Origin of the sequence: Neomegalonema sp. (assembly GCF_028688855.1) — a bacterium.
In the GTDB taxonomy this organism is placed as follows: domain Bacteria; phylum Pseudomonadota; class Alphaproteobacteria; order Rhodobacterales; family Rhodobacteraceae; genus Neomegalonema.
In genome coordinates, this window is record NZ_JAQTXI010000009.1 from 27,384 (window position 1) to 50,128 (window position 22,745).

18 protein-coding genes are annotated in these 22,745 nt (G+C 69.2%); 13 read left to right on the top strand and 5 right to left on the bottom strand.

Annotated features, from left to right (window positions below):
* Positions 1-234: 234 nt before the first annotated feature.
* Positions 235-948, top strand: coding sequence for a CAP domain-containing protein (locus tag PHN62_RS08500; protein ID WP_300149062.1), 714 nt, complete (start codon positions 235-237; stop codon positions 946-948).
* Between the two features lie 64 nt (positions 949-1,012).
* Here the strand turns inward: PHN62_RS08500 and PHN62_RS08505 are convergent, their stop codons facing one another.
* Positions 1,013-2,317: an adenylosuccinate synthase gene (locus tag PHN62_RS08505; protein ID WP_300149065.1), complete on the bottom strand. Its 1,305-nt coding sequence runs from the start codon at positions 2,315-2,317 to the stop codon at positions 1,013-1,015.
* Positions 2,318-2,516: 199 nt separating this feature from the next.
* Between PHN62_RS08505 and PHN62_RS08510 the strand changes: the two genes are divergently transcribed.
* Positions 2,517-4,037, top strand: coding sequence for a YifB family Mg chelatase-like AAA ATPase (locus tag PHN62_RS08510; RefSeq protein WP_300149067.1), 1,521 nt, complete (start codon positions 2,517-2,519; stop codon positions 4,035-4,037).
* Here PHN62_RS08510 and PHN62_RS08515 read toward each other — a convergent pair.
* Entirely contained in the window at positions 4,034-5,275 is a 1,242-nt protein-coding gene (locus PHN62_RS08515) for an aminopeptidase (protein ID WP_300149069.1), read from the bottom strand. The genes PHN62_RS08510 and PHN62_RS08515 overlap by 4 nt on opposite strands.
* Positions 5,276-5,357: 82 nt before the next feature.
* On the opposite strand from PHN62_RS08515, the gene PHN62_RS08520 reads away from it, so the two are divergent.
* Entirely contained in the window at positions 5,358-7,043 is a 1,686-nt protein-coding gene (locus tag PHN62_RS08520) for a peptidase M14 (protein WP_300149072.1), read from the top strand.
* Here PHN62_RS08520 and PHN62_RS08525 read toward each other — a convergent pair.
* Entirely contained in the window at positions 7,004-8,164 is a 1,161-nt protein-coding gene (locus tag PHN62_RS08525; RefSeq protein WP_300149075.1) for a DNA cytosine methyltransferase, read from the bottom strand. The genes PHN62_RS08520 and PHN62_RS08525 overlap by 40 nt on opposite strands.
* A 391-nt stretch (positions 8,165-8,555) precedes the next feature.
* Between PHN62_RS08525 and PHN62_RS08530 the strand changes: the two genes are divergently transcribed.
* Together PHN62_RS08530 and PHN62_RS08535 are read left to right on the top strand one after the other, a co-directional pair.
* Positions 8,556-10,889 carry a TonB-dependent receptor gene (locus PHN62_RS08530; protein ID WP_300149077.1) on the top strand — a complete coding sequence of 778 codons (2,334 nt, stop codon included), beginning with the start codon at positions 8,556-8,558 and terminating at the stop codon, positions 10,887-10,889.
* A gap of 350 nt (positions 10,890-11,239) precedes the next feature.
* Positions 11,240-12,760, top strand: coding sequence for a CoA-acylating methylmalonate-semialdehyde dehydrogenase (locus tag PHN62_RS08535; RefSeq protein WP_300149079.1), 1,521 nt, complete (start codon positions 11,240-11,242; stop codon positions 12,758-12,760).
* 43 nt (positions 12,761-12,803) lie between these two features.
* On the opposite strand, the gene PHN62_RS08540 is transcribed toward PHN62_RS08535, so the two are convergent.
* Positions 12,804-13,712 carry a LysR family transcriptional regulator gene (locus tag PHN62_RS08540; protein WP_300149082.1) on the bottom strand — a complete coding sequence of 303 codons (909 nt, stop codon included), beginning with the start codon at positions 13,710-13,712 and terminating at the stop codon, positions 12,804-12,806.
* A gap of 210 nt (positions 13,713-13,922) precedes the next feature.
* Between PHN62_RS08540 and PHN62_RS08545 the strand changes: the two genes are divergently transcribed.
* From PHN62_RS08545 to PHN62_RS08570, 6 genes are read left to right on the top strand one after another with little or no spacing between them, the layout of a single operon-like run.
* On the top strand, positions 13,923-15,125 hold the full coding sequence (locus tag PHN62_RS08545; protein WP_300149085.1) for an ABC transporter substrate-binding protein: 1,203 nt from the start codon (positions 13,923-13,925) through the stop codon (positions 15,123-15,125).
* A 36-nt stretch (positions 15,126-15,161) separates the two neighbouring features.
* Entirely contained in the window at positions 15,162-15,950 is a 789-nt protein-coding gene (locus tag PHN62_RS08550) for an ABC transporter ATP-binding protein (protein ID WP_300149089.1), read from the top strand.
* Between the two features lie 2 nt (positions 15,951-15,952).
* Positions 15,953-16,657, top strand: coding sequence for an ABC transporter ATP-binding protein (locus PHN62_RS08555; RefSeq protein WP_300149092.1), 705 nt, complete (start codon positions 15,953-15,955; stop codon positions 16,655-16,657).
* A 2-nt stretch (positions 16,658-16,659) separates the two neighbouring features.
* On the top strand, positions 16,660-17,547 hold the full coding sequence (locus PHN62_RS08560; protein WP_300149095.1) for a branched-chain amino acid ABC transporter permease: 888 nt from the start codon (positions 16,660-16,662) through the stop codon (positions 17,545-17,547).
* A 1-nt stretch (position 17,548) separates the two neighbouring features.
* Positions 17,549-18,541, top strand: coding sequence for a branched-chain amino acid ABC transporter permease (locus PHN62_RS08565; RefSeq protein ID WP_300149098.1), 993 nt, complete (start codon positions 17,549-17,551; stop codon positions 18,539-18,541).
* A gap of 21 nt (positions 18,542-18,562) precedes the next feature.
* A complete protein-coding gene (locus PHN62_RS08570; protein ID WP_300149101.1) occupies positions 18,563-20,164 on the top strand; it encodes a GMC family oxidoreductase in 1,602 nt (533 codons plus the stop codon).
* Positions 20,165-20,170: 6 nt separating this feature from the next.
* Here the strand turns inward: PHN62_RS08570 and PHN62_RS08575 are convergent, their stop codons facing one another.
* Positions 20,171-20,803 carry a LysE family translocator gene (locus PHN62_RS08575; RefSeq protein WP_300149104.1) on the bottom strand — a complete coding sequence of 211 codons (633 nt, stop codon included), beginning with the start codon at positions 20,801-20,803 and terminating at the stop codon, positions 20,171-20,173.
* A 153-nt stretch (positions 20,804-20,956) separates the two neighbouring features.
* Here PHN62_RS08575 and PHN62_RS08580 point away from each other — a divergent pair, with 153 nt between their 5' ends.
* Positions 20,957-22,264, top strand: coding sequence for an SDR family oxidoreductase (locus PHN62_RS08580; RefSeq protein ID WP_300149107.1), 1,308 nt, complete (start codon positions 20,957-20,959; stop codon positions 22,262-22,264).
* Entirely contained in the window at positions 22,261-22,728 is a 468-nt protein-coding gene (locus PHN62_RS08585) for a DUF2269 domain-containing protein (RefSeq protein WP_300149109.1), read from the top strand. The genes PHN62_RS08580 and PHN62_RS08585 overlap by 4 nt, the downstream gene beginning before the upstream one ends.
* Positions 22,729-22,745: the final 17 nt, after the last annotated feature.

The window sequence follows — 22,745 nt, forward strand, 5'->3', positions numbered from 1 at the left end:
GGCGCTTCGGACTCCTGACAGCGGAAACCGGGAGACGGCTCCCGGAGGGGCCGCGCGGCCGGACCAGGGCCCGGCCCGCCCGGCGGACATGATCCATGCGGATAGGGAGAGTGTTTATGTCTCGGTAACCACAAGCGTTCAACCTGCGGGGGCCCTTGCGCGGAATCTCTTCGCGCTTTCGCCGCCGGTTCGTTCCTCCCGAGCCGCGCGGCGCCCTTTCGGAGCCGCCCGACCATGCGCACCTCTCTTCTGCTTCGCCGTTTGCTGGCCGGCGCGATCCTGACGCTCGGCGCGGTTCAGGCGCAAGCCCAGACCGCCTACATCGTCAGCGCCGGTCTGCCGACCATCCGCGGCGGCGATCCGTCGATCTACAAGCCCATCGACCTGACGTCCACCGGTTCGCTCGACCTGTCCTCCCTCGACCGCCGCGCGCCCTCGGGCGACGGGTCTTACCGGCCCATCGTCCCGGCCTCCTCGACGCCGCAGATGGCGGGCGATCTGCGCGGGCCCTGGGGCGTCTCCTCGAACCGCTTCGCCACGGACCTCAGCCTGGCGGTCTTCCAGGAGGCCAACGTCGAGCGCCGCAAGCGGGGCCTGCGGCCCCTGACGCCCGACTTCGCTCTGGCCAAGGCCGCCGGCGCCCACGCCGCCGACATGATCTCGGGCGATTTCTTCGGCCATTTCGCCCCCGACGGCCGCGCCCTCAAGGAGCGCCTCCAGCAGAACGCCGTCCCCTCCTACGAGGAGGTCGCCGAGAATCTCTGGGAGGCTCAGGGCCGCATCAACTGGACCATTCCCGACAATCAGCGCCGCGCGATCCAGGATTGGCTCAACAGCGACAAGGGCCATCGCGAGGCCCTGCTCGACGCCAATCTCTTCACGGCGGGCGTGGGCGTGGCCATCCGCGACGGACGCATCGCCGTGGCCATGATGCTCGCGCGCCCCTGAGGCCGCCGCCCGGTCCTCGAACAGGGACGCCGCGCGGAGCCCTCCGCGCGGCGTCTTCGTCGTTTCAGCGGGAATCGGAGCCCGCGAAGGGGTCGGTCACGAGGATGGTGTCCTCGCGCTCGGGGCTGGTGGAGAGCAGCGCCACCGGGCAGTCGATCAGCTCCTCGAGCCGCTTGACGTATTTGATCGCGGCGGCGGGCAGATCCGCCCAGCGCCGCGCGCCCTGCGTGCTTTCCGACCAGCCGGGGAGAGTCTCGTAGATCGGCTTGGCCCTGGCCTGGAGCGCGGCGGCGGTCGGGAGATGGTCGTGGCGGACGCCGTCGATCTCGTAGCCCACGCCGATCCGGATTTCATCCAGCCCGTCGAGCACGTCGAGCTTGGTCAGGGCGATTCCGTGGATTCCGGCGGTGGCGATGGTCTGACGGACCAGGGCCGCGTCGAACCAGCCGCAGCGGCGCTTGCGCCCCGTGACGGTGCCGAATTCATGGCCGCGCGCGCCCAGCCTTTCGCCGATCTCGTCGAAGAGCTCGGTGGGGAAGGGGCCCGCGCCGACGCGCGTCGTGTAGGCCTTGGCGATGCCCAGCACATAGCCCACGCCGCCCGGCCCCATGCCCGAGCCGCTGGCGGCCTGTCCGGCCATGGTGTTGGAGGAGGTCACGTAGGGATAGGTGCCGAAATCCACGTCGAGCAAGGCGCCCTGGGCGCCTTCGAACAGCACCTTCGCGCCCTGCTTGCGCAATTCCGAGAGCCGCAGCCAGACCGGCGCCGCATAGGGCAGCACCTGAGGCGCGATCTCCTCGAGGGAGGCCTTGAGCGCGGCCCGGTCGATGGGCTCGGCGCCGAGGCCCCTGCGGAGCGCGTCGTGATGGGCGAGGAAGCGGTCGAGCCGCGCCTCCAGCGTCTCGGGATCGGCGAGATCCGCCAGACGGATCGCGCGACGCCCCGCCTTGTCTTCGTAGGCCGGGCCGATGCCGCGTCCGGTGGTGCCGATGCGCGACGCGCCGGCGGCCTCCTCGCGCATCTGGTCCAGCTCGCGATGCGGCGGCAGGATCAGCGGCGTGTTCTCGGCGATGAAGAGCTTGTCCGGCCCGATCTGCACGCCCTGAGCCCCCAGCTTCGCGATCTCCGCGAGCAGCGCCCAAGGGTCGAGCACCACGCCGTTGCCGATGAAGGAGAGCTTGCCCCCCCGCACCACGCCCGAAGGCAGGAGCGAAAGCTTGTAGGTCTGGCCGCTGATGACGAGCGTATGGCCTGCGTTATGTCCGCCCTGGAAGCGCACGACCGCGTCGGCGCGCTCGGAGAGCCAGTCCACAATCTTTCCCTTGCCCTCGTCGCCCCACTGGGCGCCGATGACCGCCACATTCGACATGCGTCGTCCCTTTCCTGAGGAGTTTTTGCGCCGGAGTCATATCGGGCTTCCTCGCAAAGGCGAAGGATATTTCGCGGCGAGCCGCGGAACGGCGACGTTCGGTCCCAGCTTGCGCGGGAAAAGCGCAGGTCGCGGGAGTTCGCGCTTGCCAAGCCGCGCGCGGCCCTCTTCCATGGCGGGCGGCAAGCGGGGAGGGGACATGCTCGCGAGGATCCTGACGACGGCCTTCCGGGGAATCGAGGCTCAGGCGGTGGAGGCGCAATGTCAGCTCTCCGCGGGGTTGCCCGCCTTCAATCTGGTGGGGCTGGCCGACAAGGCCGTGGCCGAATCGAAGGAGCGCGTGCGTGCGGCTCTGACGTCGCTCGGGATCGGGCTTCCTGCGAAGCGGATCACGGTGAACCTCGCCCCCGCCGATCTCCCGAAGGAGGGCTCGCATTACGACCTGCCCATCGCTCTGGCGCTGCTCGGCGCCATGGAGGCCGCGCCTGCGGAGCGGCTCGCGGAATGGCTGGCCATGGGGGAGCTGTCTCTGGATGGCGCCCTGAATCCGGTTCCGGGGGTGCTGCCCGCCGCGCTTCTGGCCGCCGAAAGGGGCAGGGGGATGATCTGTCCGGCCGCCTGCGCCTCCGAAGCGGCCTGGGTGGGCGCGACGAAGGTCCTCGGGGCGCAGAGCCTTTTGAGCCTGCTGAACCATTTCAACGGAAGGACGCGGATCGCTCCGGCGAAGCCGGGCGGCGCGGCGGCGCCTGAGGCGGAGTCCGCGGCCCTCCCCGACCTGCGCGAGGTGCGCGGGCAGGAGGGCGCGAAACGCGCTCTGGAGGTCGCGGCGGCGGGCGGCCACAATCTCCTGATGATGGGGCCTCCGGGGGCGGGGAAATCCATGCTGGCGGCGCGGGCGCCGGGCCTTCTGCCGCCGCTGGAGCCTCGGGAGGCGCTGGAGGTCAGTCTGATCCATTCCGTGGCGGGGCTGCTCAAGGAGGGGCGCGTCTCGATGCGGCGGCCCTTCCGCGCGCCGCATCACTCGGCGAGCATGGCGGCTCTGGTGGGGGGCGGGCGTCGGGCGGGGCCGGGAGAGGCCAGCCTCGCGCATCGCGGCGTGCTGTTCCTCGACGAGACGCCGGAGTTCCAGCCGCAGGTGCTGGAGGCCCTGCGCCAGCCTCTGGAGACCGGGGAGATCCTCGTCTCGCGGGCCGAGGCCCATGTGCGTTATCCGGCGCGGTTCCAGCTCATCGCGGCGATGAATCCCTGTCGCTGCGGCTATCTGACCGATCCGACGCGGGCCTGTTCACGGGCTCCGCGCTGCGGCATGGCCTATCAGGAGCGGCTGTCGGGGCCCTTCCTCGACCGCATCGACCTTCAGATCGAGGTTCCGGCCTTGCCCTTGTCGGATCTGGCGGCGCCTCCGCCGAAGGAGGGCTCGCGCGAGGCGGCGGCCCGCGTGGCCAGGGCCCGGCGGATCCAGGCGGCGCGTCATCAGGCTCTGGGGCTCGGGGCGCGGCTCAACGCGGAGGTGGGCGCGGAGGCTCTGGAGGAGGCCATGGAGCCCGCCGCGAGGACTCTGGCGCTGAAGGCCGCCGAGGCCCTGAGGCTCTCGGCGCGCGGACATCTGCGCCTGCTCCGTCTGGCGCGGACTCTGGCGGATCTGGAGGAAAGCGAGAGCCTCCGCCCCGGCCATGTGGCCGAGGCGGCGAGCTTCCGCAGGACCCCCCTGCAGGGTTAGGCCCATTCGCCCTTGCGGAAGACGGGCGTGGCGGCGCCCTTCTCGTCGAGGCCGTCGATGTCGATTTCGCCCGAACCGATCATCCAGTCCACATGGATCAGGCTGGAGTTGCCGCCCTGGGCCGCGATCTGCTCCTCGCTGAGGGAGGCGCCGCCGACGAAGCATTCGGAATAGCATTGCCCGAGCGCGATGTGGCAGGCGGCGTTCTCGTCGAAAAGCGTGTTGTAGAACAGCAGCCCGCTGGCCGAGATCGGCGAGCCATGGGGCACCAGCGCCACCTCGCCGAGACGGCGCGCGCCTTCGTCGGTGTCGATGAGCTTCTGAAGCACGGCCTCGCCTCTGGCGGCGTGGGCCTCGACGATGCGGCCTTCCCTGAAGGTCACGCGGATGCCGTCCAGCAGGGCGCCCTGATGCGAGAGCGGCTTGGTCGAGCTGACATGGCCCTCCACGCGCAGCTTATGGGGCGTGGTGAAGACCTCTTCGGTCGGGATGTTGGGATTGCAGACGACGCCGTTGCGGGCGGAATTGGCGCCGCCATGCCATTCATGGCCGTCGGCGAGCCCCACCGTCAGATCCGTGCCCGGCCCCCGGAAGCGCAAGGCCGAGAAGCGCTTCCCGTTCAGCCAGGCCGAGCGGGTCTTGAGCGCCGCGTTATGCGCCGCCCAGGCCGCCACCGGATCGGGACCATCCACACGCGAGGCCGCGAAGATCGCCTCCGCGAGACGGCGCACGGCTTCGTCCTCGGGCAGATCGGGGAAGACGCGCTTCGCCCAGGTCGCGCCCGGCCAGGCGGCGATGCTCCAGTTGATCCTGAAATTGCTGATATGCTCCAGAGCGGGCTTGTAGGCCCTGGAGGTGGCGCGATTGGCCCGGCTCACCTTGTCGGGGTCCTGCTCGGCGAGCAGCATGGGGTCGTCGCCGACCAGAGCCAGACGCGCCGTCCCCTCCGAGAAGGCTTCCGCCACGCCCTTGTAGAGCCAGCCCGGCGCGCGGTCGAAGCTCTGGTCCTGGCCATGGACGAAGCGCGCGAGGGTCAGCTTCTCGTCGCCGTAGAGCGGCGTGACCAGCCCCGCGCCCGCCTTGTAGGCCTCCTCGACGACCAGCCGCACGAGGGGCGCCGCCGAAATCGGGGCGGTGAGGAAAAGATCCTGTCCGGGCTTCAGGCCGAGCCCCACCTTGACGATGGTTTCGGCCAGACGGGCGAGCTTCACGGGATCGACAGGCGAGACTTGAGACATCGGGGGGACTCTGAACAAATGCCGGGAGGTCCAAGCTAGACCCCGCCCCGCGCCAAGGTCAACGCCGGGGCGCCATAGAGCCATGAGAACGCCTGTGATCCTCTCCGCCAGCTTCCCCCGGACTCTCGAGATTCTGGCGCGCCGCTTGCGCGATGCGGCGGCCCCCGTCGAAATCTGGAGCTTCGACGGCCCGCAGGCGCGTCGGGATCATGAGGCGCGGCTCGGGGCCCGGGGCGTCGAGGCCAGGATCCGCAGCGCTTACAAGCCTCTGCTCCACGCCTTCCTCGAAGAGATCCCGACCGAAGGCCTGATCCGCGCGGAGATCCTGCATCCGGTCCATCCTGCGGCGACGAGGCGGCGTTTCCAGCTGGAGGCCTATCCTCTGGCGGGGTTGTTTCCTGAAACAGAGTTCGCCTTCCTCCCCGCGCCCTCCGGCGAAGACCTGACCTATCGGCTCCGGCTCTTCCGGCGCGACGGCCCGGAGCAGGAGATGGAGGTCTTCGCGCCCAACCGCCTCCATCCTGATCCGACGGGGGCTTTGGTCCTCTCGCCGACGGGCTGGCTGAAGATCGGCGCCGGAGATCCCGGCGAAAGGATCGAAACCGAGCTTGAGGCGCTCTTCGCGGCGGCCTTGAGGGCGGTCCCAAAGGCGGGCTTCGAGGAGCTGCGTCTCAGCGCCCGGATTCCCATGCCCGACCAGCCTCTGGGCTTCGGCGAGGAGGTCGTCAGCCTTCAGGAGGCGCTGCATGAAGACCTCTACTTCTCCCTTCTGGAGCTTCTGGGCGAGCGCCCCGGCCAGATCGTCCCGGAGGTGGGCCTCGGGCCTCCCGAAGCGGCGCGCCTGACCATCGAGGCGCGGCCTCTCGACGCCAACGACCCCCAGAGCGCCGCCAGGGACTCCGCGCCCCTCGCCGGGCTTCAGGCGCCGCCCTCGCCGGAGCGCGTCGCGCGGGAGCTGGCGGCTCTGGGCGGCGTCTCCTTCGAGGCCCGCAGCCGCGCAGGGCGCGTCCTGCGCGGGGTTCATCTCCAGGGCTCGGACGCGCCCATGCTGCTGACCGCCGGGCAGCACGCCAACGAGACCACCGGAATCGTGGGGGCTCTGCGGGCGGCGCGGGAGATCGCGGCGCGTCCGGGGGCGCATCTGGCCGTGACGCCTCTGGACAATCCCGACGGCTACGCCCTGCATCGACGGCTCACGCGGGAGAATCCGCGCCACATGCATCATGCGGCGCGCTTCACCGCCTGGGGCGAGGATCTGGAGCGCGGCCCGCCCGAGGCCGAAGCCGCCATCCGGAGCGCCGCCCTGAAGCTCTGTCCGGCGCGTCTGCATGTGAATCTGCATGGCTATCCGGCCCATGAATGGACGCGGCCTTTCAGCGGCTATCTCCCGCGCGGCTACGAGACCTGGACCTTGCCGAAAGGGTTCTTCCTGATCCTGCGCCACAAGCCGGGCTCGACCGCCTTCGCCGAGGCGCTGCTGACGCGCATCGCGCGGGATCTGGCGGAGGCGCCCGGCCTGCTCGACTTCACCCGCGCTCAGATGCGCCTCGCCGAGGCCCATGCGGGGCCGCTCGGCTTCCGGCTGGTCGAGGGCTTTCCCTGTCTGGTCTCCGTCCGGTCCGATCTGCGGACGGAGGTGGAGCTCGTCACGGAATATCCCGACGAGACGATCCTCGGGCCCGCCTTCGTCCGGGGCCACGAGGCCCAGACCCGCGCCGCCCTCGCCGCCTATGAGGCCTTGCAGGTTCTGGCGGGCTCCGAGGCCTGAGCGGCGGCGAGCAGCGGCTCGAAGAGATGCCGCGCCAGATGCCGCACCACCGGCGCGGCCACGCCGTCTCCGGTCAGATGATAGGCCGCGCCCTGGGTCGGGGGCAGCCGATAGGCGTCGTCCAGGCCCATGAGCCGCGCCGTCTCCCTCGGCGAGAGCAGCCGCGAGCGCAGGCTTTCGCCCTCGACCACGAGGATCGTCTGTCGGCTGGAGCCTCCGGCGGGCGTGCGCAGACATCCGGCCAGCCCGTCGAAGCGGATTTCGGCGCGCTGGATCTTGCCGCCGGTCCCTGGATCGCGGCGGGTGCGCTTGTAGAGCGTCCCGACCCTCCGCAGGCCCTCCGCCTGAGCCGCCGCGACCTTGGCCCGATGGGGCTCGGCCATCATGGCGAGGAGCTTTCCGGTCTCCTCCGGGGAATCCCAGGGGAGGCCCGGCGCCTCCTCGATCAGATCCGCCAGGACGAGGCTCCGCGTCGGCGGCGGCGGCGGACGCCACCAGAGCAGCTTGCGCCGCGTCTGGAGCGGCAGGGCGGCGGCGGCGCGCCTCAGGGCGGGGGTGTGGAAGGGCGCCTGAGGCCCCGCCCCGAGCAGCGCCTCGGGAATGTGGATCTCCTCGCGCGCGCCGATGAGGAAGAGCCTCGGCCGCGACTGGGGGAGGAACAAGGCCGCGTCCATCGCCAGAGCCCCGAAGCGGTATCCGCCCTGGGCGAGGGCTCCGCAGAGCGCGGCGAAATCCGCGCCGCCATGAGAGCCGAGCGTCCCGAGGACGTTCTCCAGCGCCACGATGCGCGGCCCTCTGCCCTCGGCCCCGAGCGCCTCGATCAGCCGCCAGAAGGGATGGAAGCTGCCCGAGCGCGCGCCCTTGAGGCCTCCGCCTGCGCCCGCGACCGACAGATCCTGACAGGGAAAGGAGGCCCAGGCCAGATCGGCCCGCCCCGGCGCCTCCTGCGGCGTGAGGGCGGCCACGTCGCCGAGCCGGAATTCTCCGCCCTCGCCCCAGTTCTCGCGATAGGAGGCGGCCTTGCGCGGATCGAAGTCGTTGGCGAGCAGACAGCGCCAGCCCGGCCCGAGCCCCGCCCGCGCCATGCCTCCGCCTGCGAAGAATTCGTAGAAATCCGCCATGGGCTCCGTTCCGCTCCGGTCCGGGGGCTCCGGGTTCGGGGCTCCGATCTGGGGCGCGGATCATGGCGCGGGCGGAGGCGGCTGTCCATGGCTGCGTCTTTCGCGCCGCAACCCGGCCCGAGGCGGCGGGCTCTTGCGAAGACATCTTGACAGAATGAGTCGGAAATTGAAATCAGGGGGCGAGCGACGGCGTGCGGCGTTCGGGGGAGCGCCTTCCGCACAGGAAGGACGCCTCAGGGGAACGGCGTCGCGCGCAAGGCTCCGGATGCGAGTCCGGACCACGCCGCCATGTCAGCCAGAGCCGAACGGCGCGCCTGGAAGCCAGGCCCCGCTCCCGACTCAAGCCAGCGATGAAAACGACGGCTTGACAGCCTTTCGGGAGATTTTGGCGATGCGAAGGACTTGGCGCGCGACGGGCACGGCCGTCGGCATGGCGCTTGCGGCATGGCAGGGGATGGCGCAGGCGCAGATCTACGACGGGGCGACGGCTCAGCCCTACGTCTTCAGTCCCGCGCCGACCGAGGCCGTCGCGGCCTCGATCCAGAGCGTCTCCGCTCCGATCTATGATCCTGGCGCGGCCTCCGGGGCCGTCTCGGGCGTCTCCTACGGCGCGCCCCTCGTGGTTCCGGCCGCTCCGGTCTCCGCTCCGACCCCATATGCGGCGCCGGTCGCGGTCCAGGCCGCGCCGGTCGCGGCGGTCGAGCCCGTCCGCGCGCCTCTGCCGAGCTTCTACGCCGCGCCTCCGGCTGCGCCCGTCGTTCCGGCGCCTGCGCCGGTCGCGGCCGCGGCGGCTCAGCCTGCGGTGGTCTATCTGGAGCCCATCGACATCTCCGGCGTTTCGGAGGTCCGCGCGGCCGGAACCGGCGCCGCCGAGATCTCCGGCGAGACCATGTTCGTCGAGAGCGGCGTGCGCAAGCTCGACGACGTGCTGCGCGAAGTCCCCGGCGTCTTCACCCGCGTGAACTCCGGACAGCCCGGCGTGGCGGCGAACATCCGCGGCTTCGAGGGCTCGGGCCGCGTCAACATGATGGTGGACGGCGTCCGCCAGAACTTCCGCTTCACCGGCCACGAGGCCCAGGGCTACGGCTATGTGGATCCCAACCTCCTCGCCGGGATCGACGTCTCGCGCGGCGCCGAGACGGGCGTGGGCGGCGGCGGTCTGGCGGGTTCGGTGAACTTCCGCACGCTGGGCGTTTCGGACATCGTGCGTCCGGGCCAGAATTACGGCGCTCTGGCGCGCCTCTCCTGGAGCGACAACGAGGACGACTGGTCGGGCGTGGTCGGCGGCGGCCTGCGCTTCCGGAATTTCGGTCTGGCGGGCGCCGTGGGCTATCGCGACGCCGGAGACTACAAGAACGGCGACGGCGCGACCGTGGCCAGCTCCGGACAGGAGCTGACCTCCGGCCTGATCAAGGCCGAAGCCGGCTTCGGCGACCACAGCGTGAATCTCGGCGGCGTCTTCTACGAGAACGACTTCGCCGCGAACAGTTATCACCAGACCGTGACCAACCGCACCTTCACGGGCGGCTATCGCTACAATCCCGAGAACGATCTGGTCGATCTGCGGGCCAACCTCCGCCTCAACGAGACGGAGATGGAATATGGCGCGGCCATCGTCCCCTCGCCCTTCGCGACCAGCTCGGGCCGCGTGATCAAGGACAAGGGCTTCGGCGGCGACGTCTCGAACCGCTCCGCGGCGCGTCTGGGCCCGGTGGATCTGGTGAGCGTCAACGGCGTGGAGTATTTCCGCGACGACGTGAGCGCCACCAGGGGCGGCGTGAACCCCGGCGACGGCCAGGCGACCTATCTGGCCGCCTTCACCGACAACACCCTGAGCCACGGGATCTTCGACCTCAACGTCGGCCTGCGCTACGATCATTACAAGCTGGAGGGCTCGGGCTTCGCCTTCGCGGGCGTGCCCTATGACGTGGACAACTCCGACGGCGTGTTCAATCCGAGCGTGACCCTCGGCGTGGAGCCCGTCGAGGGCGTGCGGCCTTACGCCAAATGGTCGCGTTCGCTGCGCGCGCCGACCCTTCAGGAGACCATGCTCGGCGGCACCCATCCGCCCGGCGGCGGCACCACGGGCAGCTTCGGCCCCAACCCGAACCTCAAGCCCGAGCGTCAGCAGACCTTCGAGCTCGGCGTCGGGCTGGACCGCGACGACGCCTTCCAGCCGGGAGACCGGCTGACCGGCCGCGCCAACTACTACTGGATGAACGTGGACGACTACATCGTCGGCACCTTCGCGGCGCCGGGCACGGGTCGCCCGAGCTTCATCAACCTCGACGGCGAGTCGAAGCTCCAGGGCTTCGAGCTCGAAGGCTCCTACGACGCGGGCCCCTGGTTCCTGCGGGCGGGCTACGCTCACATGGACGCCTCCAGGCTGCCGAGCCAGCTTCCCGGCCTCGGCGCGAGCCAGTATCAGCCGGACGACACCTTCACGGCGACGGCGGGCGTCCGGCTTCTGGACCGCAAGCTGACCCTTGGCGGCAGCTACAGCTACGTCTCGGGCGGCCTGACCGCCGACGGCTCGGGCGGCTCGACCCAGAACGAAGCCTCCTACGGCCTCGTGGACCTCTTCGCCGACTACCGGATCAACGAGAATTTCCGCGTGGGCGCCAAGGCGGCCAACGTCGGCGACAAGCAATACACCCCCTGGCTCGCCACCAGCGGGACCGGGCCGGGCCGCACCTTCACCCTCACGGGCGAAGTGCGCTTCTGACCCCTGCGGGCCTGCGGGCTTCAGGACGGACGACAGGACGAGCGATTCGGGCGCCGGAGTCTTCCGGCGCCCGTTTTCGTCTGCGGCGCGGGGCGTCGGGCGGCGGGCGGCGCAGGGCTCGACAAGGCCTGTTCGTTTCTGAACAGAACTCCCCCCACCGAGAGGCCTTTTCAGCCGGATTGCGACGATTCGCGCCGGATATGACGGAAAATCCCCTGGTTTCTGTTCGGAATCATATTGGCTCCGGCTTCGTCATGGGCCATGGTCGGAGCCGCGGACGGGCGTGGGGACTCCTGATCAAGGGAGCCTGAAGGCGCTCGGGACCGACGATGCTTCAGGGAGGATCCGGGATGGCTCAAGGCCAGACGACGCGTCTTTTACGCCATTACATCCACGGCCGGTCCGTCGAGGGCGAGGGCTCCCGGCGCGGCGACGTGCTCAACCCCGCCACGGGCGAGGTTCAGGCTCAGGTGGTCCTCGGGACGGCGGCGGATCTGGAGAAGGCCGTGGCCTCGGCCGAGAAGGCCTTCGCCAAATGGTCGAACACCTCTCCGATGGCCCGCGCGCGGGTGATGTTCAAGTTCCGCGAGCTGGTGCTGAACGAACTCGACAGCCTCGCCGAAATGCTCTCCAGCGAGCACGGGAAGACCTTCTCCGACGCCAAGGGCGACATCCAGCGCGGCCTCGACGTCGTGGACTTCGCCTGCGGCATCCCGCATCTGCTCAAGGGCGAGAACAGCGACGTCGACGGCTCCGGCATCGACATCCGCAGCTATCGCCAGCCTCTGGGCGTCGTCTCGGGGATCACGCCCTTCAACTTCCCGGCGATGATTCCGCTTTGGATGGGCGCCGTGGCCATCGCCTGCGGCAACGCCTTCATCCTCAAGCCCTCGGAGCGCGATCCGGGCGTGCCGATCCGTCTCGGCGAGCTGATGCTCGAAGCGGGCGCTCCGGAAGGCGTGATGAACGTCATCCACGGCGACAAGGAGATGGTCGACGCCATCCTGGCGCATCCGGCGATCAAGGCGGTGAGCTTCGTCGGCTCGACCCCCATCGCGCGTTACGTCTACGCGACCGGCGCGGCGAACGGCAAGCGCGTCCAGGCCATGGGCGGCGCGAAGAACCATGCGCTGATCCTGCCCGACGCCGACATGGACGTCGTGACCAACGCCCTGATCGGCGCGGGCTACGGCTCGGCGGGCGAGCGCTGCATGGCGATCTCGGTCGCGGTGCCCGTCGGCGAGAAGACCGCCGACCGCCTCATCGAGGCCCTTGCGCCGCGCGTGCGCGACTTGCGCATCGCGCCGCCGATGGAGGATCTCGACATGGGTCCGCTGGTGACGGCGGCCCATCGCGACAAGGTGCGCGGCTACATCGACCTCGGGATCGAGGAAGGCGCCGAGCTGGTCGTGGACGGACGCGGCTTCAAGATGGACCGCCAGGGCTACGAGAACGGCTATTACCTCGGCGGCTGCCTCTTCGACCGCGTGAAGCCCGAGATGCGCATCTACAAGGAGGAGATCTTCGGACCGGTCCTCGGGGTGGTGCGCGCCGCGAGCTACGAGGAGGCGCTGAAGCTCCCCTCCGAGCATGAGTTCGGCAACGGCGTGGCGATCTTCACCCAGAACGGCCGCCTCGCGCAGCATTTCGCGACCCATGTCAACGTCGGCATGGTGGGCGTGAACGTGCCGATTCCGGTGCCTCTGGGCTTCCACACCTTCGGCGGCTGGAAGGCTTCGGCCTTCGGCGGCGTGAACCAGCATGGTCCGGAGGGCGTGCGTTTCTACACCCAGGTCAAGACCGTGACCTCGCGCTGGCCGCTGGACGGCAGCTCCGGGCCCGAGTTCACCATCCCGACCCAGAAGACCTGAGGTCTCAGGAGACGGGCGGCGGAGCGATCCGCCGCCTGTGTCGTCAGAGCCGCTGGAATCGCGAGGTCCGGGCGCTCACGGCCTCCTTGAGGAAGCCGGAGACCGCCCGGATGCGCGAGGAATCCCGCAGGTCGCGGTGATGCACCATCCAGTAGCTGCGCGAGAGCGCGATCTCCTCGCCGAGCACGCAGACGAGCTCCGGATCGTCTCCGGCGATGAAGTCGGGCAGCACGCAGAGTCCGATTCCGCAGCGCGCGGCGGCGAGCTGCGCCGAAAGGCTGGAGCTCTGGAAGCGGGCCTTCAGCCCCTTGTGGACGTCGCCGAGGTAATCCAGCCCCGGCGAGAAGATCATGTCCTCGATATAGCCCACGAAGGGCTGATCCAGCAGCGCGGCGCGGTCGGCGACGGGCGGCCCCTCGGCGAGCCTCCGCCGCGAGCCGTAGACGCGCAGGGTGTAGTCGCAGAGCTTCTCCGCGAGATAGGGCCCGCCCTTGGGGGGCTCCAGGCCCACGGCGAGATCCGCCTCCTTGCGCGAGAGGGAGAGGATCTGCTGGATCGTCACCAGTTCGAGCGTCACATGCGGCAGACGGGCGGCGAACTCCGGCAGAAGCTCGACGAAGAAATGATTGGCGAAGCCCTCGGGCGCGCTGAAGCGCACGACTCCGCGCTGGGCGCTGCGGCCTTCGGCGATTTCGTCCTGAAGGCGCCCGGTCTCCGATTCGACGCTCTCGGCGGTTTCGAGGAAGCGCCGTCCCATGGGCGTCAGGGCGTAGCCGCGCGGACTGCGCTCGAAGAGCCGCACCTTGAGTCCGAACTCCAGGCGGTCGATGCGCCGGAGCACCGTGGCGTGGCTGGTGCGCAGGCGCCGCGCGGCGGCCGAGAGCTGGCCCGTGCGCGCCACCGCGAGGAAATACCGGAGGTTGTCCCAGTCGAAGCCTTCGGCGTAGGTCACGGCGTCCTCCTGTCCTTTCAGATTTGAACAGGACTTGTGCGAAATTAGAAATGATGCGATCTTGCGTCAACCCGGATTCCGGGGCCAGTCTGCGACCGGTCGAGGCCGTCGCGCATGCCGGAAACATCCGGAAGACGGCGGCCCGGACACATCCGACAAAAAATCCGATGGGAAAAACCCCGGAAAGAATTCTCTTGGGAGGAGAACCCGATGAATCGCATGCTCGCCGCCTCTCTGGCGGCTCTGGTCATGGGCGCCGGTCCGGCCCTGGCGCAGATTTCGGACGGAGTCGTCAAGATCGGCATCCTCAACGACCAGTCGGGCGTCTACGCCGATTTCGGCGGACGCTGGTCCTATGAGGCGGCCCTGATGGCGGTCGAGGATTTCGGCGGCGAAGTCGCCGGCGCGAAGATCGAGGTGGTCACCGCCGACCACCAGAACAAACCCGACGTGGCTTCGAACATCGCCCGTCAGTGGTATGACGTCGACAAGGTCGACAGCATCATGGAGCTGACCTCCTCCTCGGTGGGTCTGGCGGTTCAGGGGCTCAGCCGCGATCTGAAGAAGATCACCATCAACACCGGCGCCGCCACCACCGAACTGACCGGCGCGCAATGCTCGCCCTACGGCTTCCACTGGGCCTACGACACCCACGCCCTCGCGGTGGGCACGGGCGGCGCCCTCGTGGAGCAGGGCGGCGACAAGTGGTTCTTCATCACCGCCGATTACGCCTTCGGCTATTCGCTGGAGGAGAACACCTCCAATTTCGTCAAGGAGAAGGGCGGTCAGGTGGTGGGCTCGGTGCGCCATCCGCTGGCGACCACCGATTTCTCCTCCTTCTTGCTCCAGGCCCAGGCTTCGGGCGCGAACGTGGTGGGCTTCGCCAACGCCGGACTCGACACCGCCAACGCGATCAAGCAGGCGGCGGAGTTCGGGATCGTCGAGGGCGGACAGAAGATCGCGGCGCTGCTCTTCACGCTGGCCGAGGTCCACGGCCTCGGGCTTGAGGCGGCGCAGGGCACAACCTTGACCGAATCCTTCTACTGGAAGCGCGACGAAGAGAGCGAGAAGTTCGGCCGCCGCTATTTCGAGCGCACCGGCCGCATGCCGAGCATGAACCACACCGGCGTCTATTCCGCCGTGACGCAATACCTCAAGGCGATCCAGCAGGCCGGAACCGACGACGGCGACGCCGTCTCCAAGGCGCTGCACGAGATGCCGGTGAACGACGTCTTCGCCCGCGAAGGCCGCGTGGCCGCCAACGGCCGCATGATCACCGACGTCTATCTGATGCAGGTCAAGACGCCCGCCGAAAGCACGGAGCCCTGGGACTATTACAACGTCCTCGCGACGATCCCCGGCGATCAGGCCTTCATGGACCCGGCCAGGAGCGGTTGCCCGCTGGTTCAGTGAAGCCGCGCGCTGCGCCTTTTCGCGACGGGAGCGAGCATGACCCTCAGAGACCCTCGTCCCGAGGGCGCGGCGGAGCCTCGGGCGGTGCTGACCGCCCGGGGCCTCACCAAGAGCTTCGGGAATTTCAAGGCCGTCTCCAACGTCGACCTCGACGTCCATCCTGCGCGGATCCACGCGCTGATCGGGCCGAACGGCGCCGGCAAGACGACCGTCTTCAACCTGCTGACGAAATTCCATCAGCCGACCTCGGGAGAGATCCGGCTTCTGGGCGAGGACGTCACGCGCGCCCGGCCCGACCGCGTGGCGCGCATGGGTCTGGTGCGCAGCTTCCAGATCTCGGCGGTCTTTCCGCATCTGAGCGTTCTGGACAATCTGCGCGTGGCGCTGCAGCGCCCCAATGGTCTGGCGACGCAGTTCTGGCGCTCGCCCGCGGCGCTGGACGTGCTGACGCCCCGCGCCATGGAGCTGCTGCGGCTGGTGGGGCTGGAGCGCGAGGCCGCAAGCCTGACGGCGGACCTCTCCTATGGCCGCAAGCGCCTGCTGGAGATCGCCACGACCCTGGCGCTCGATCCGACGGTGCTGCTGCTGGACGAGCCTCTGGCGGGCATGGGTCAGGAGGACATCCGCCGGGTGGCCGAAGTCATCCGCGACGCCGCCCGCACGCGCGCCGTGCTGATGGTGGAGCATAACCTCTCGGTGGTGGCCGACCTCTGCGACGAGGTGACGGTGCTCCAGCGCGGCGAGGTGCTGGCGCAGGGCGATTACGCCGAAGTGAGCCGCAATCCGCAGGTGCGCGCCGCCTACATGGGTTCGGAGGAGGCCTGACCATGAGCAGCCCGGTTCTTGAACTCAGGAATCTCCAGACCTGGTATGGCGAGAGCCATATCCTGCATGGAGTGGACCTGCATGTGGATCGCGGCGAGACCGTGACCATCCTCGGCCGCAACGGCATGGGCAAGACCACCACCCTGCGCAGCATCGTCGGCGTGGCGCGCAAGCGCACGGGCGAGATCCGCTTCAAGGGCGAGGATCTGATCCGCACGCCGCTGCATCGGGTGGCGCACAGGGGCCTCGGCTTCGTGCCGGAGGAGCGCGGGATCTTCGCCACGCTCACGGTGATGGAGAATCTGCTCCTGCCGCCGAAGGTGGCGCCGGGCGGCATGAGCCTCGACGAGATCTTCGCGCTGTTTCCGAACCTCCACGAGCGGCGCAACAGCCCCGGCACGAAGCTTTCGGGCGGCGAACAGCAGATGCTCGCCATCGCGCGGATCCTGCGCACCGGCGCCGACACCCTCCTGCTCGACGAGCCGACCGAGGGCCTCGCGCCGGTGATCGTGCAGAAGATCGGTGAGGCGTTGGGGGCCTTGCGCGCGCGCGGCATGACCATCGTGCTGGTGGAGCAGAACTTCCGCTTCGCGGCCAGGGTCTCGGACCGGTTCTACGTGATGGACCATGGCCGGGTCGCTCTGGGCTTCCCCGCTTCGGAGCTCGCCGCGCGGATGGATGACCTTCACGAACTTCTGGGAGTCTGAACATGGAGACCATCTTCGGAGTCCCCGTCGTCGCGCTGTACGGGCAACTGGTGCTGGGGCTGATCAACGGCTCCTTCTACGCGCTGCTGAGTCTGGGTCTGGCGGTCATCTTCGGACTTCTGCGGGTGATCAACTTCGCCCATGGCGCGCAGTTCATGCTGGGCGCCTTCACGGCCTGGCTGCTGCTGAACCATCTCGGGGTCGGCTACTGGTTCGCGCTGATCCTGACGCCTCTGATCGTCGGGCTGCTGGGCGCGGTGATCGAGCGGACCATGCTGCGGCGGCTCTATGCGGCCGATCCGCTCTATGGGCTGCTCTTCACCTTCGGTCTGGCGCTGGTGCTGGAGGGAATCTTCCGCTGGTATTTCGGCGCGGCGGGCAAACCCTATACGCCGCCTTCGGATCTTCAGGGCGCGGCGAATCTCGGCTTCATGCGTCTGCCGAAATACCGGATCTGGGTGATCGTCGCCTCGCTGATCATGTGCCTGAGCGTCTGGGCGCTGATCGAGAAGACGCGGCTCGGCGCGACGCTCCGGGCGGCCACGGAGAATCCGACCCTCGTGCAGGCCTTCGGCGTCAACGTGCCTCTGCTGCTGACCTTCACCTATGCGCTGGGCGTCGGCCTGGCGGCCTTCGCCGGAGTCCTCGCGGCGCCGATCCAGCAGGTTTCGCCGCTGATGGGCTCTCAGATCATCATCATCGTCTTCGCGGTGGTGGTGGTGGGGGGCATGGGCTCGATCATGGGGGCCATCGTGACGGGCTACATGCTCGGCCTCGCGGAGGCCCTGACCAAGGTCTATTACGCCGAGGCCTCCAACATCGTGATCTTCGTGATCATGGCCGTGGTGCTGCTGGTCAAGCCCGCCGGGCTCTTCGGAAAGGACGCCTGAGATGACGATCTCCTCGCCTCTGGAGGCCCCTGCGGCGACCGGCGTGAACCCGGCCCTGAAGTTCGGACTTCTGGGCCTCGGGCTGCTCGGACTGATCGCGGCGCCCTGGCTCGGAGCCTATCCGGTCTTCCTGATGAAGTTCCTGTGCTTCGCGCTCTTCGCCTGCGCCTTCAACCTGCTGCTCGGCTATACGGGGCTTCTGTCCTTCGGCCATGCGGCCTTCTTCGGCGGAGCGGCCTATTTCACCGGCCACGCCGCCAAGGAATGGGGCCTGACGCCCGAGCTCGCGATTCTGGTCGGCGCGGCGGGCGCGGCGGCGCTCGGGCTGATCATCGGCTTTCTGGCGATCCGGCGTCAGGGCATCTATTTCGCGATGATCACGCTGGCGCTCTCGCAGATGTTCTATTTCATCTGCCTGCGCTCGCCCTTCACCAAGGGCGAGGACGGCCTTCAGGGCGTGCCGCGCGGAAAACTCTTCGGCGTGATCGACCTCGCGCCTTCGCTGAACATGTATTATTTCGTGCTGGCGGTCTTCGTTCTGGGTCTGCTGATCATCTGGCGCTTCGTGAATTCGCCCTTCGGGATGATCCTGCGCGCCATCCGCGAGAACGAGCCGCGCGCCGTGTCGCTCGGCTACGACGTGGCGCGCTACAAGCTGATCGCCTTCGTGATGTCGGCGGCGCTGACGGGTCTGGCGGGGGGCGTCAAGGCTCTGGTCTTCCAGTTCGCGACCCTGACGGACGTGACCTGGCAGATGTCGGGCGAGGTGATCCTCATGACCTTGCTCGGCGGCATCGGGACGCTGATCGGGCCGATCCTCGGGGCGGGGGTGGTGGTGACGCTCCAGAACTACTTCGCCACCTCGCAATTCCCGGTGACGATCCTCACGGGCGCGGTCTTCATGATCTGCGTGCTGCTCTTCCGGCGCGGGATCGTCGGCGAGTTCTACGCCTCGCGTCTGGGGGCGCGTCTGGGCTTCGATCTGCGGCGTTAGGCGAAAGGGGAGGGGGCGTCCATGTCCGAGGCTTACGACTTCGTCATCGTCGGAGCGGGCAGCGCGGGCTGCCTTCTCGCCAACCGGCTTTCGGCGGACCCGGCGCATCGGGTGCTGCTGCTGGAGGCGGGCGGCAGCGACGCCTATCACTGGGTCTACATCCCGGTGGGCTATCTCTACTGCATCGGCAATCCGCGCACCGACTGGCTGTTCAGGACCGAATCCGAGCCCGGCCTGAACGGCCGCGCGCTGAGCTATCCGCGCGGGAAGGTGCTGGGCGGCTGCTCCTCGATCAACGGCATGATCTACATGCGCGGCCAGGCTCAGGATTACGACGGCTGGCGGCAGCTCGGCTGCGAGGGCTGGGCCTGGGAGGACGTGCTCCCCTGGTTCCGCAGATCCGAAGACAACTGGCGCGGCGCCGACGAACTCCACGGAGCGGGCGGCGAATGGCGCGTGGAGAAATCCCGCGTGCGCTGGGCGGTGCTCGACGCCTTCCAGAAGGCCGCCGAGGAAGCGGGCATCCCCCGCAGCCCGGATTTCAATCGCGGCGACAACGAGGGCTCGGGCTATTTCGACGTGAACCAGCGTTCGGGAATCCGGGTGAACACGGCGCGGGCCTTCCTCAAGCCCGCGCGCAACCGGCCGAACCTCACGGTGCTGACGAAAGCTCAGGCCCGCCGCGTGATCGTCGAGGAGGGCCGCGCGGTCGGCGTCGAGGTCCAGCATGAGGGCGCGGTCAGAAGCTTCAGGGCCCGCAAGGAGGTGATCCTCAGCGCGGGGGCGGTGGGCTCGCCGCATCTGCTGGAGCTCTCGGGGATCGGGCGCGGCGAGATTCTGCAGGCGGCGGGGATTCCCGTGCTGCGCGACGTCGCGGGCGTCGGCGAGAACCTTCAGGATCATCTGCAGTTGCGCCTGGTCTACAAGGTCTCCGGCGTGCCGACGCTCAACGAGAAGGCCAGCTCCCTCTGGGGCAAGGCGGCCATCGGCCTCGAATACGCCCTGAAGCGCAGCGGCCCGATGTCCATGGCCCCGAGCCAATTGGGAATCTTCACCCGCTCCGACCCTGCGAAGGCGACGGCGGATCTCGAATATCACGTGCAGCCGGTGTCTCTGGACAAGTTCGGCGATCCGGTCCACGCCTTCCCGGCCATGACCGCCAGCGTCTGCAATCTGCGACCTGAAAGCCGGGGCTCGATCCACCTGAAAAGCCCCGATTTCCGCGAGGCTCCGGCGATCCGGCCCAATTACCTCGCCACCCCCGGCGACCGCGAGACGGCGGTGCGTTCGATCCGTCTGACGCGGCGCATCGCGGCTCAGCCTTCCTTCGCGAAATTCCGCCCCGAGGAATACAGGCCCGGCTCCGCCTTCGAGAGCGACGCCGATCTGGAGCGCGCCGCGGGCGACATCGGCACGACGATCTTTCATCCGGTGGGCACGGCGCGCATGGGCTCGGATCCGGAGAGCGTGGTGGATCCCCGGCTTCGCCTGCGGGGCGTCGAGGGGCTGCGGGTGATCGACGCCTCGGTGATGCCGCGCATTCCCTCGGGCAACACCAATTCGCCGACCGTCATGATCGCCGAGAAGGGCGCCGACATGATCCTCCGGGACTGGCGGGGCTGAGGGGCTTCAGCGCCGTCCGCCTTCCAGGACCAGCCGCAGTCCGAATCCGACCATCGCGGCCCCCAGGGCGCCGTCGAGCCCCCGCGAGACCGCAGGCTTGCGCAGAAGCCGCGCCAGAGGCCGCGTCGCCAGCGTGAGCGCCGCGAACCAGGCCAGCCCCATCGCTCCGTGAATCCCCGCGAGCAGGGCGCCGAAGGCTCCGGGCGAGATCCCCGGCGGCAGGAACTGCGGCAGGAAGCTGACGTAGAACATGCCGACCTTCGGATTGAGCAGATTGGTCGTCAGCCCGCGCAGGAGCCATTCCCGGCCTCCGCGCGGCTGCTGGGCCTCTTTGGGGGCGGCCTGCGCGGCCCCGCCGAGGAGCGCGCTCCGGAGCAGCTTCAGCCCGAGATAGAAGAGATAGCCCGCCCCCGCGATCTGGAGCGCCCGGAAGGCGGCTTCGGAGACCGCGAGCAGGGCGCTCAGCCCGAGCGCCGCCGCGATTCCCCAGAACAGCACGCCGAGCGAAATCCCGAGGCCCGCCATCATGGCCGGACGCGGCCCCTCGACGGCGGCGGTCCGCAGCACGAGGGCCGTGTCGAGCCCCGGCGTGATGGTCATCAGGAAGGCGGCGGCGGAGAAGGCGAGAAGCGCGGTCATGGGCTCCATGGCGCGAGACCTTTCGGACGGGAGGAGAATCAAGCCGCAGAGATTATCCGGTTTCGGGCTTCGAGGCTGCGGCGATCGGCGGAGAGGGCGCGTCAAGGGCTTGGGATTATCCTGCGGGGGCTGATCGGGCGCAGGGAGAGACGCATGGCGCGGGCGGTGGTTCTCGGAGCTTACGGGTTGATCGGCGCGGCCTGTCTGCGGGCGCTGCGCGAGGCGGGGTTCTCCGTGACGGGGGTGGTGCGTTCGGAGGCCTCGGCGCGGCGCGCGGATCCGCTCGGTTCGCGCGCCGGAAGCTGGATCTTTCTGGACGTCGCGAAGACCCCGGCCGCGCGCTGGCGGGAGATCTTCACGGAGGCGGATGTGGTGGTGAACGCCGCCGGAGCCCTTCAGGACGGCGCCCGCGACGACCTCACGGCGATTCACGAGACGGCGGCGGGCGAGATCCTCAAGGCTCTGGAGGGGACGCGCACGCGCTTCATCCAGATCTCGGCGGCGGGCGTCTCGGATTCCGCCCCGACGGAGTTCTTCCGCTCCAAGGCGCGCGGCGACCGGCTGGTGACCGGCTCCGGCGTGGACTGGATCCTGTTGCGTCCGACCCTGGTGATCGGGGCTCAGGCTTACGGGGGGACGGCGCTCCTGCGGGCGGCGGCGGCTTTTCCTCTGGGTCATCCGCGGGTTCTGCCCGAGGCGCGGATCCAGACCGTCTGGGTGGAGGATCTGGCTCAGGCCGTGGTCCAGGCGGCGCGCGGCGAGATCCCCGCCTGGACCATCGCCGAACTCACCGAGCCCGAAGCCCGCAGCTTCGCGGAGACCACGCGGATCCTCCGGCGCTGGCTGGGCCTGCCGGACTGGCGGCGCGAGCTGCCTATCCCTCGGCCTCTCCTGCGGCTGGCGAGTCGGGGCGCGGATGTCCTGGGCTGGCTGGGCTGGCGTTCGCCCTTGCGGCGCAACGCGCTGCTCAGCCTGGAGGGGGGCGTCACGGGTTCGCCGAAGGCCTGGGCGCAGGCGGGCGGCGCGCCCTGCCGCTCTCTGGAGGCGACTCTGGCGCGCATGCCCGCCCCGCTTCAGGAGGTCTGGTTCGCGCGGCTCTACGGGCTGTTTCCGGTGATCGTCGGCGTTCTGGCGGGGTTCTGGATTCTCTCCGGGGCGATGGGGCTGGCGAGCTTCGGCGCCGCCCGCGAGGTGCTGACCTCACGGGGGATGGGGGCCTTCTGGGCGGGTCTGGCGGTGGGGGCGGGCTCCCTCGTCGATCTGGCGCTTGGTCTGGCGATTCTGCGGCGCTCCTGGGCGCGGGCGGCCTGTTTCGGGATGATCGCGGTTTCGCTGGCCTATCTGCTCGGCGCGACGCTGTTCGCGCCGGGTCTCTGGGCGGATCCTCTGGGGCCGCTGGTGAAAGTCTTTCCTTCGATGATTCTGGCCCTGGTCGCGGCGGCGCTGCTGGAGGAGCGATGACCTACGAGATCCTGCTCTTCGCCCATGTGATCGGGGCTTGCGTGCTGCTCGGGACGGGGGCGGGGATCGCCTTCTTCATGGTGATCTCCAACCTGAGCCGGGATCCGGCGCTGATCGCCCATGTGGCGGGGATCGTGGTGCTGGCGGATACGGTCTTCACCGCGACGGCGGCGGTTCTTCAGCCGGTCACGGGGTGGCTTCTGGCGCGGGAGGTGGGCTGGCCGCTGACCGAGGGCTGGATTCTGGCGTCTCTGGGGCTTTACGTCTTCGTGGGGATGTTCTGGCTGCCGGTGGTCTGGATCCAGATCCGCCTGAGGCGTCTGGCGGAGGAGGCCCGCGATTCCGGGACGGAGCTTCCGGAGGAGTATCGACGGCTTTACCGGGTGTGGTTCGCCTTCGGCTTTCCGGCTTTCGGAGCGGTGACGGCCATCGTCTGGCTGATGCTGACGAAACCCTCCTTCTGAGGGAGAAAAAGAGGAGA

What these genes read in the sequence shown, in the direction of transcription:
- PHN62_RS08565 (WP_300149098.1), top strand. Translation starts at nt 17,549, where the DNA reads ATGACGATCTCCTCGCCTCTGGAGGCCCCTGCGGCGACCGGCGTGAAC.
- PHN62_RS08500 (WP_300149062.1), top strand. Translation starts at nt 235, where the DNA reads ATGCGCACCTCTCTTCTGCTTCGCCGTTTGCTGGCCGGCGCGATCCTG.
- PHN62_RS08560 (WP_300149095.1), top strand. Translation starts at nt 16,660, where the DNA reads ATGGAGACCATCTTCGGAGTCCCCGTCGTCGCGCTGTACGGGCAACTG.
- PHN62_RS08550 (WP_300149089.1), top strand. Translation starts at nt 15,162, where the DNA reads ATGACCCTCAGAGACCCTCGTCCCGAGGGCGCGGCGGAGCCTCGGGCG.
- PHN62_RS08510 (WP_300149067.1), top strand. Translation starts at nt 2,517, where the DNA reads ATGCTCGCGAGGATCCTGACGACGGCCTTCCGGGGAATCGAGGCTCAG.
- PHN62_RS08515 (WP_300149069.1), bottom strand. Translation starts at nt 5,275, where the DNA reads ATGTCTCAAGTCTCGCCTGTCGATCCCGTGAAGCTCGCCCGTCTGGCC.
- PHN62_RS08555 (WP_300149092.1), top strand. Translation starts at nt 15,953, where the DNA reads ATGAGCAGCCCGGTTCTTGAACTCAGGAATCTCCAGACCTGGTATGGC.
- PHN62_RS08580 (WP_300149107.1), top strand. Translation starts at nt 20,957, where the DNA reads ATGGCGCGGGCGGTGGTTCTCGGAGCTTACGGGTTGATCGGCGCGGCC.
- PHN62_RS08535 (WP_300149079.1), top strand. Translation starts at nt 11,240, where the DNA reads ATGGCTCAAGGCCAGACGACGCGTCTTTTACGCCATTACATCCACGGC.
- PHN62_RS08530 (WP_300149077.1), top strand. Translation starts at nt 8,556, where the DNA reads ATGCGAAGGACTTGGCGCGCGACGGGCACGGCCGTCGGCATGGCGCTT.
- PHN62_RS08570 (WP_300149101.1), top strand. Translation starts at nt 18,563, where the DNA reads ATGTCCGAGGCTTACGACTTCGTCATCGTCGGAGCGGGCAGCGCGGGC.
- PHN62_RS08585 (WP_300149109.1), top strand. Translation starts at nt 22,261, where the DNA reads ATGACCTACGAGATCCTGCTCTTCGCCCATGTGATCGGGGCTTGCGTG.
- PHN62_RS08505 (WP_300149065.1), bottom strand. Translation starts at nt 2,317, where the DNA reads ATGTCGAATGTGGCGGTCATCGGCGCCCAGTGGGGCGACGAGGGCAAG.
- PHN62_RS08520 (WP_300149072.1), top strand. Translation starts at nt 5,358, where the DNA reads ATGAGAACGCCTGTGATCCTCTCCGCCAGCTTCCCCCGGACTCTCGAG.
- PHN62_RS08525 (WP_300149075.1), bottom strand. Translation starts at nt 8,164, where the DNA reads ATGGCGGATTTCTACGAATTCTTCGCAGGCGGAGGCATGGCGCGGGCG.
- PHN62_RS08575 (WP_300149104.1), bottom strand. Translation starts at nt 20,803, where the DNA reads ATGACCGCGCTTCTCGCCTTCTCCGCCGCCGCCTTCCTGATGACCATC.
- PHN62_RS08545 (WP_300149085.1), top strand. Translation starts at nt 13,923, where the DNA reads ATGAATCGCATGCTCGCCGCCTCTCTGGCGGCTCTGGTCATGGGCGCC.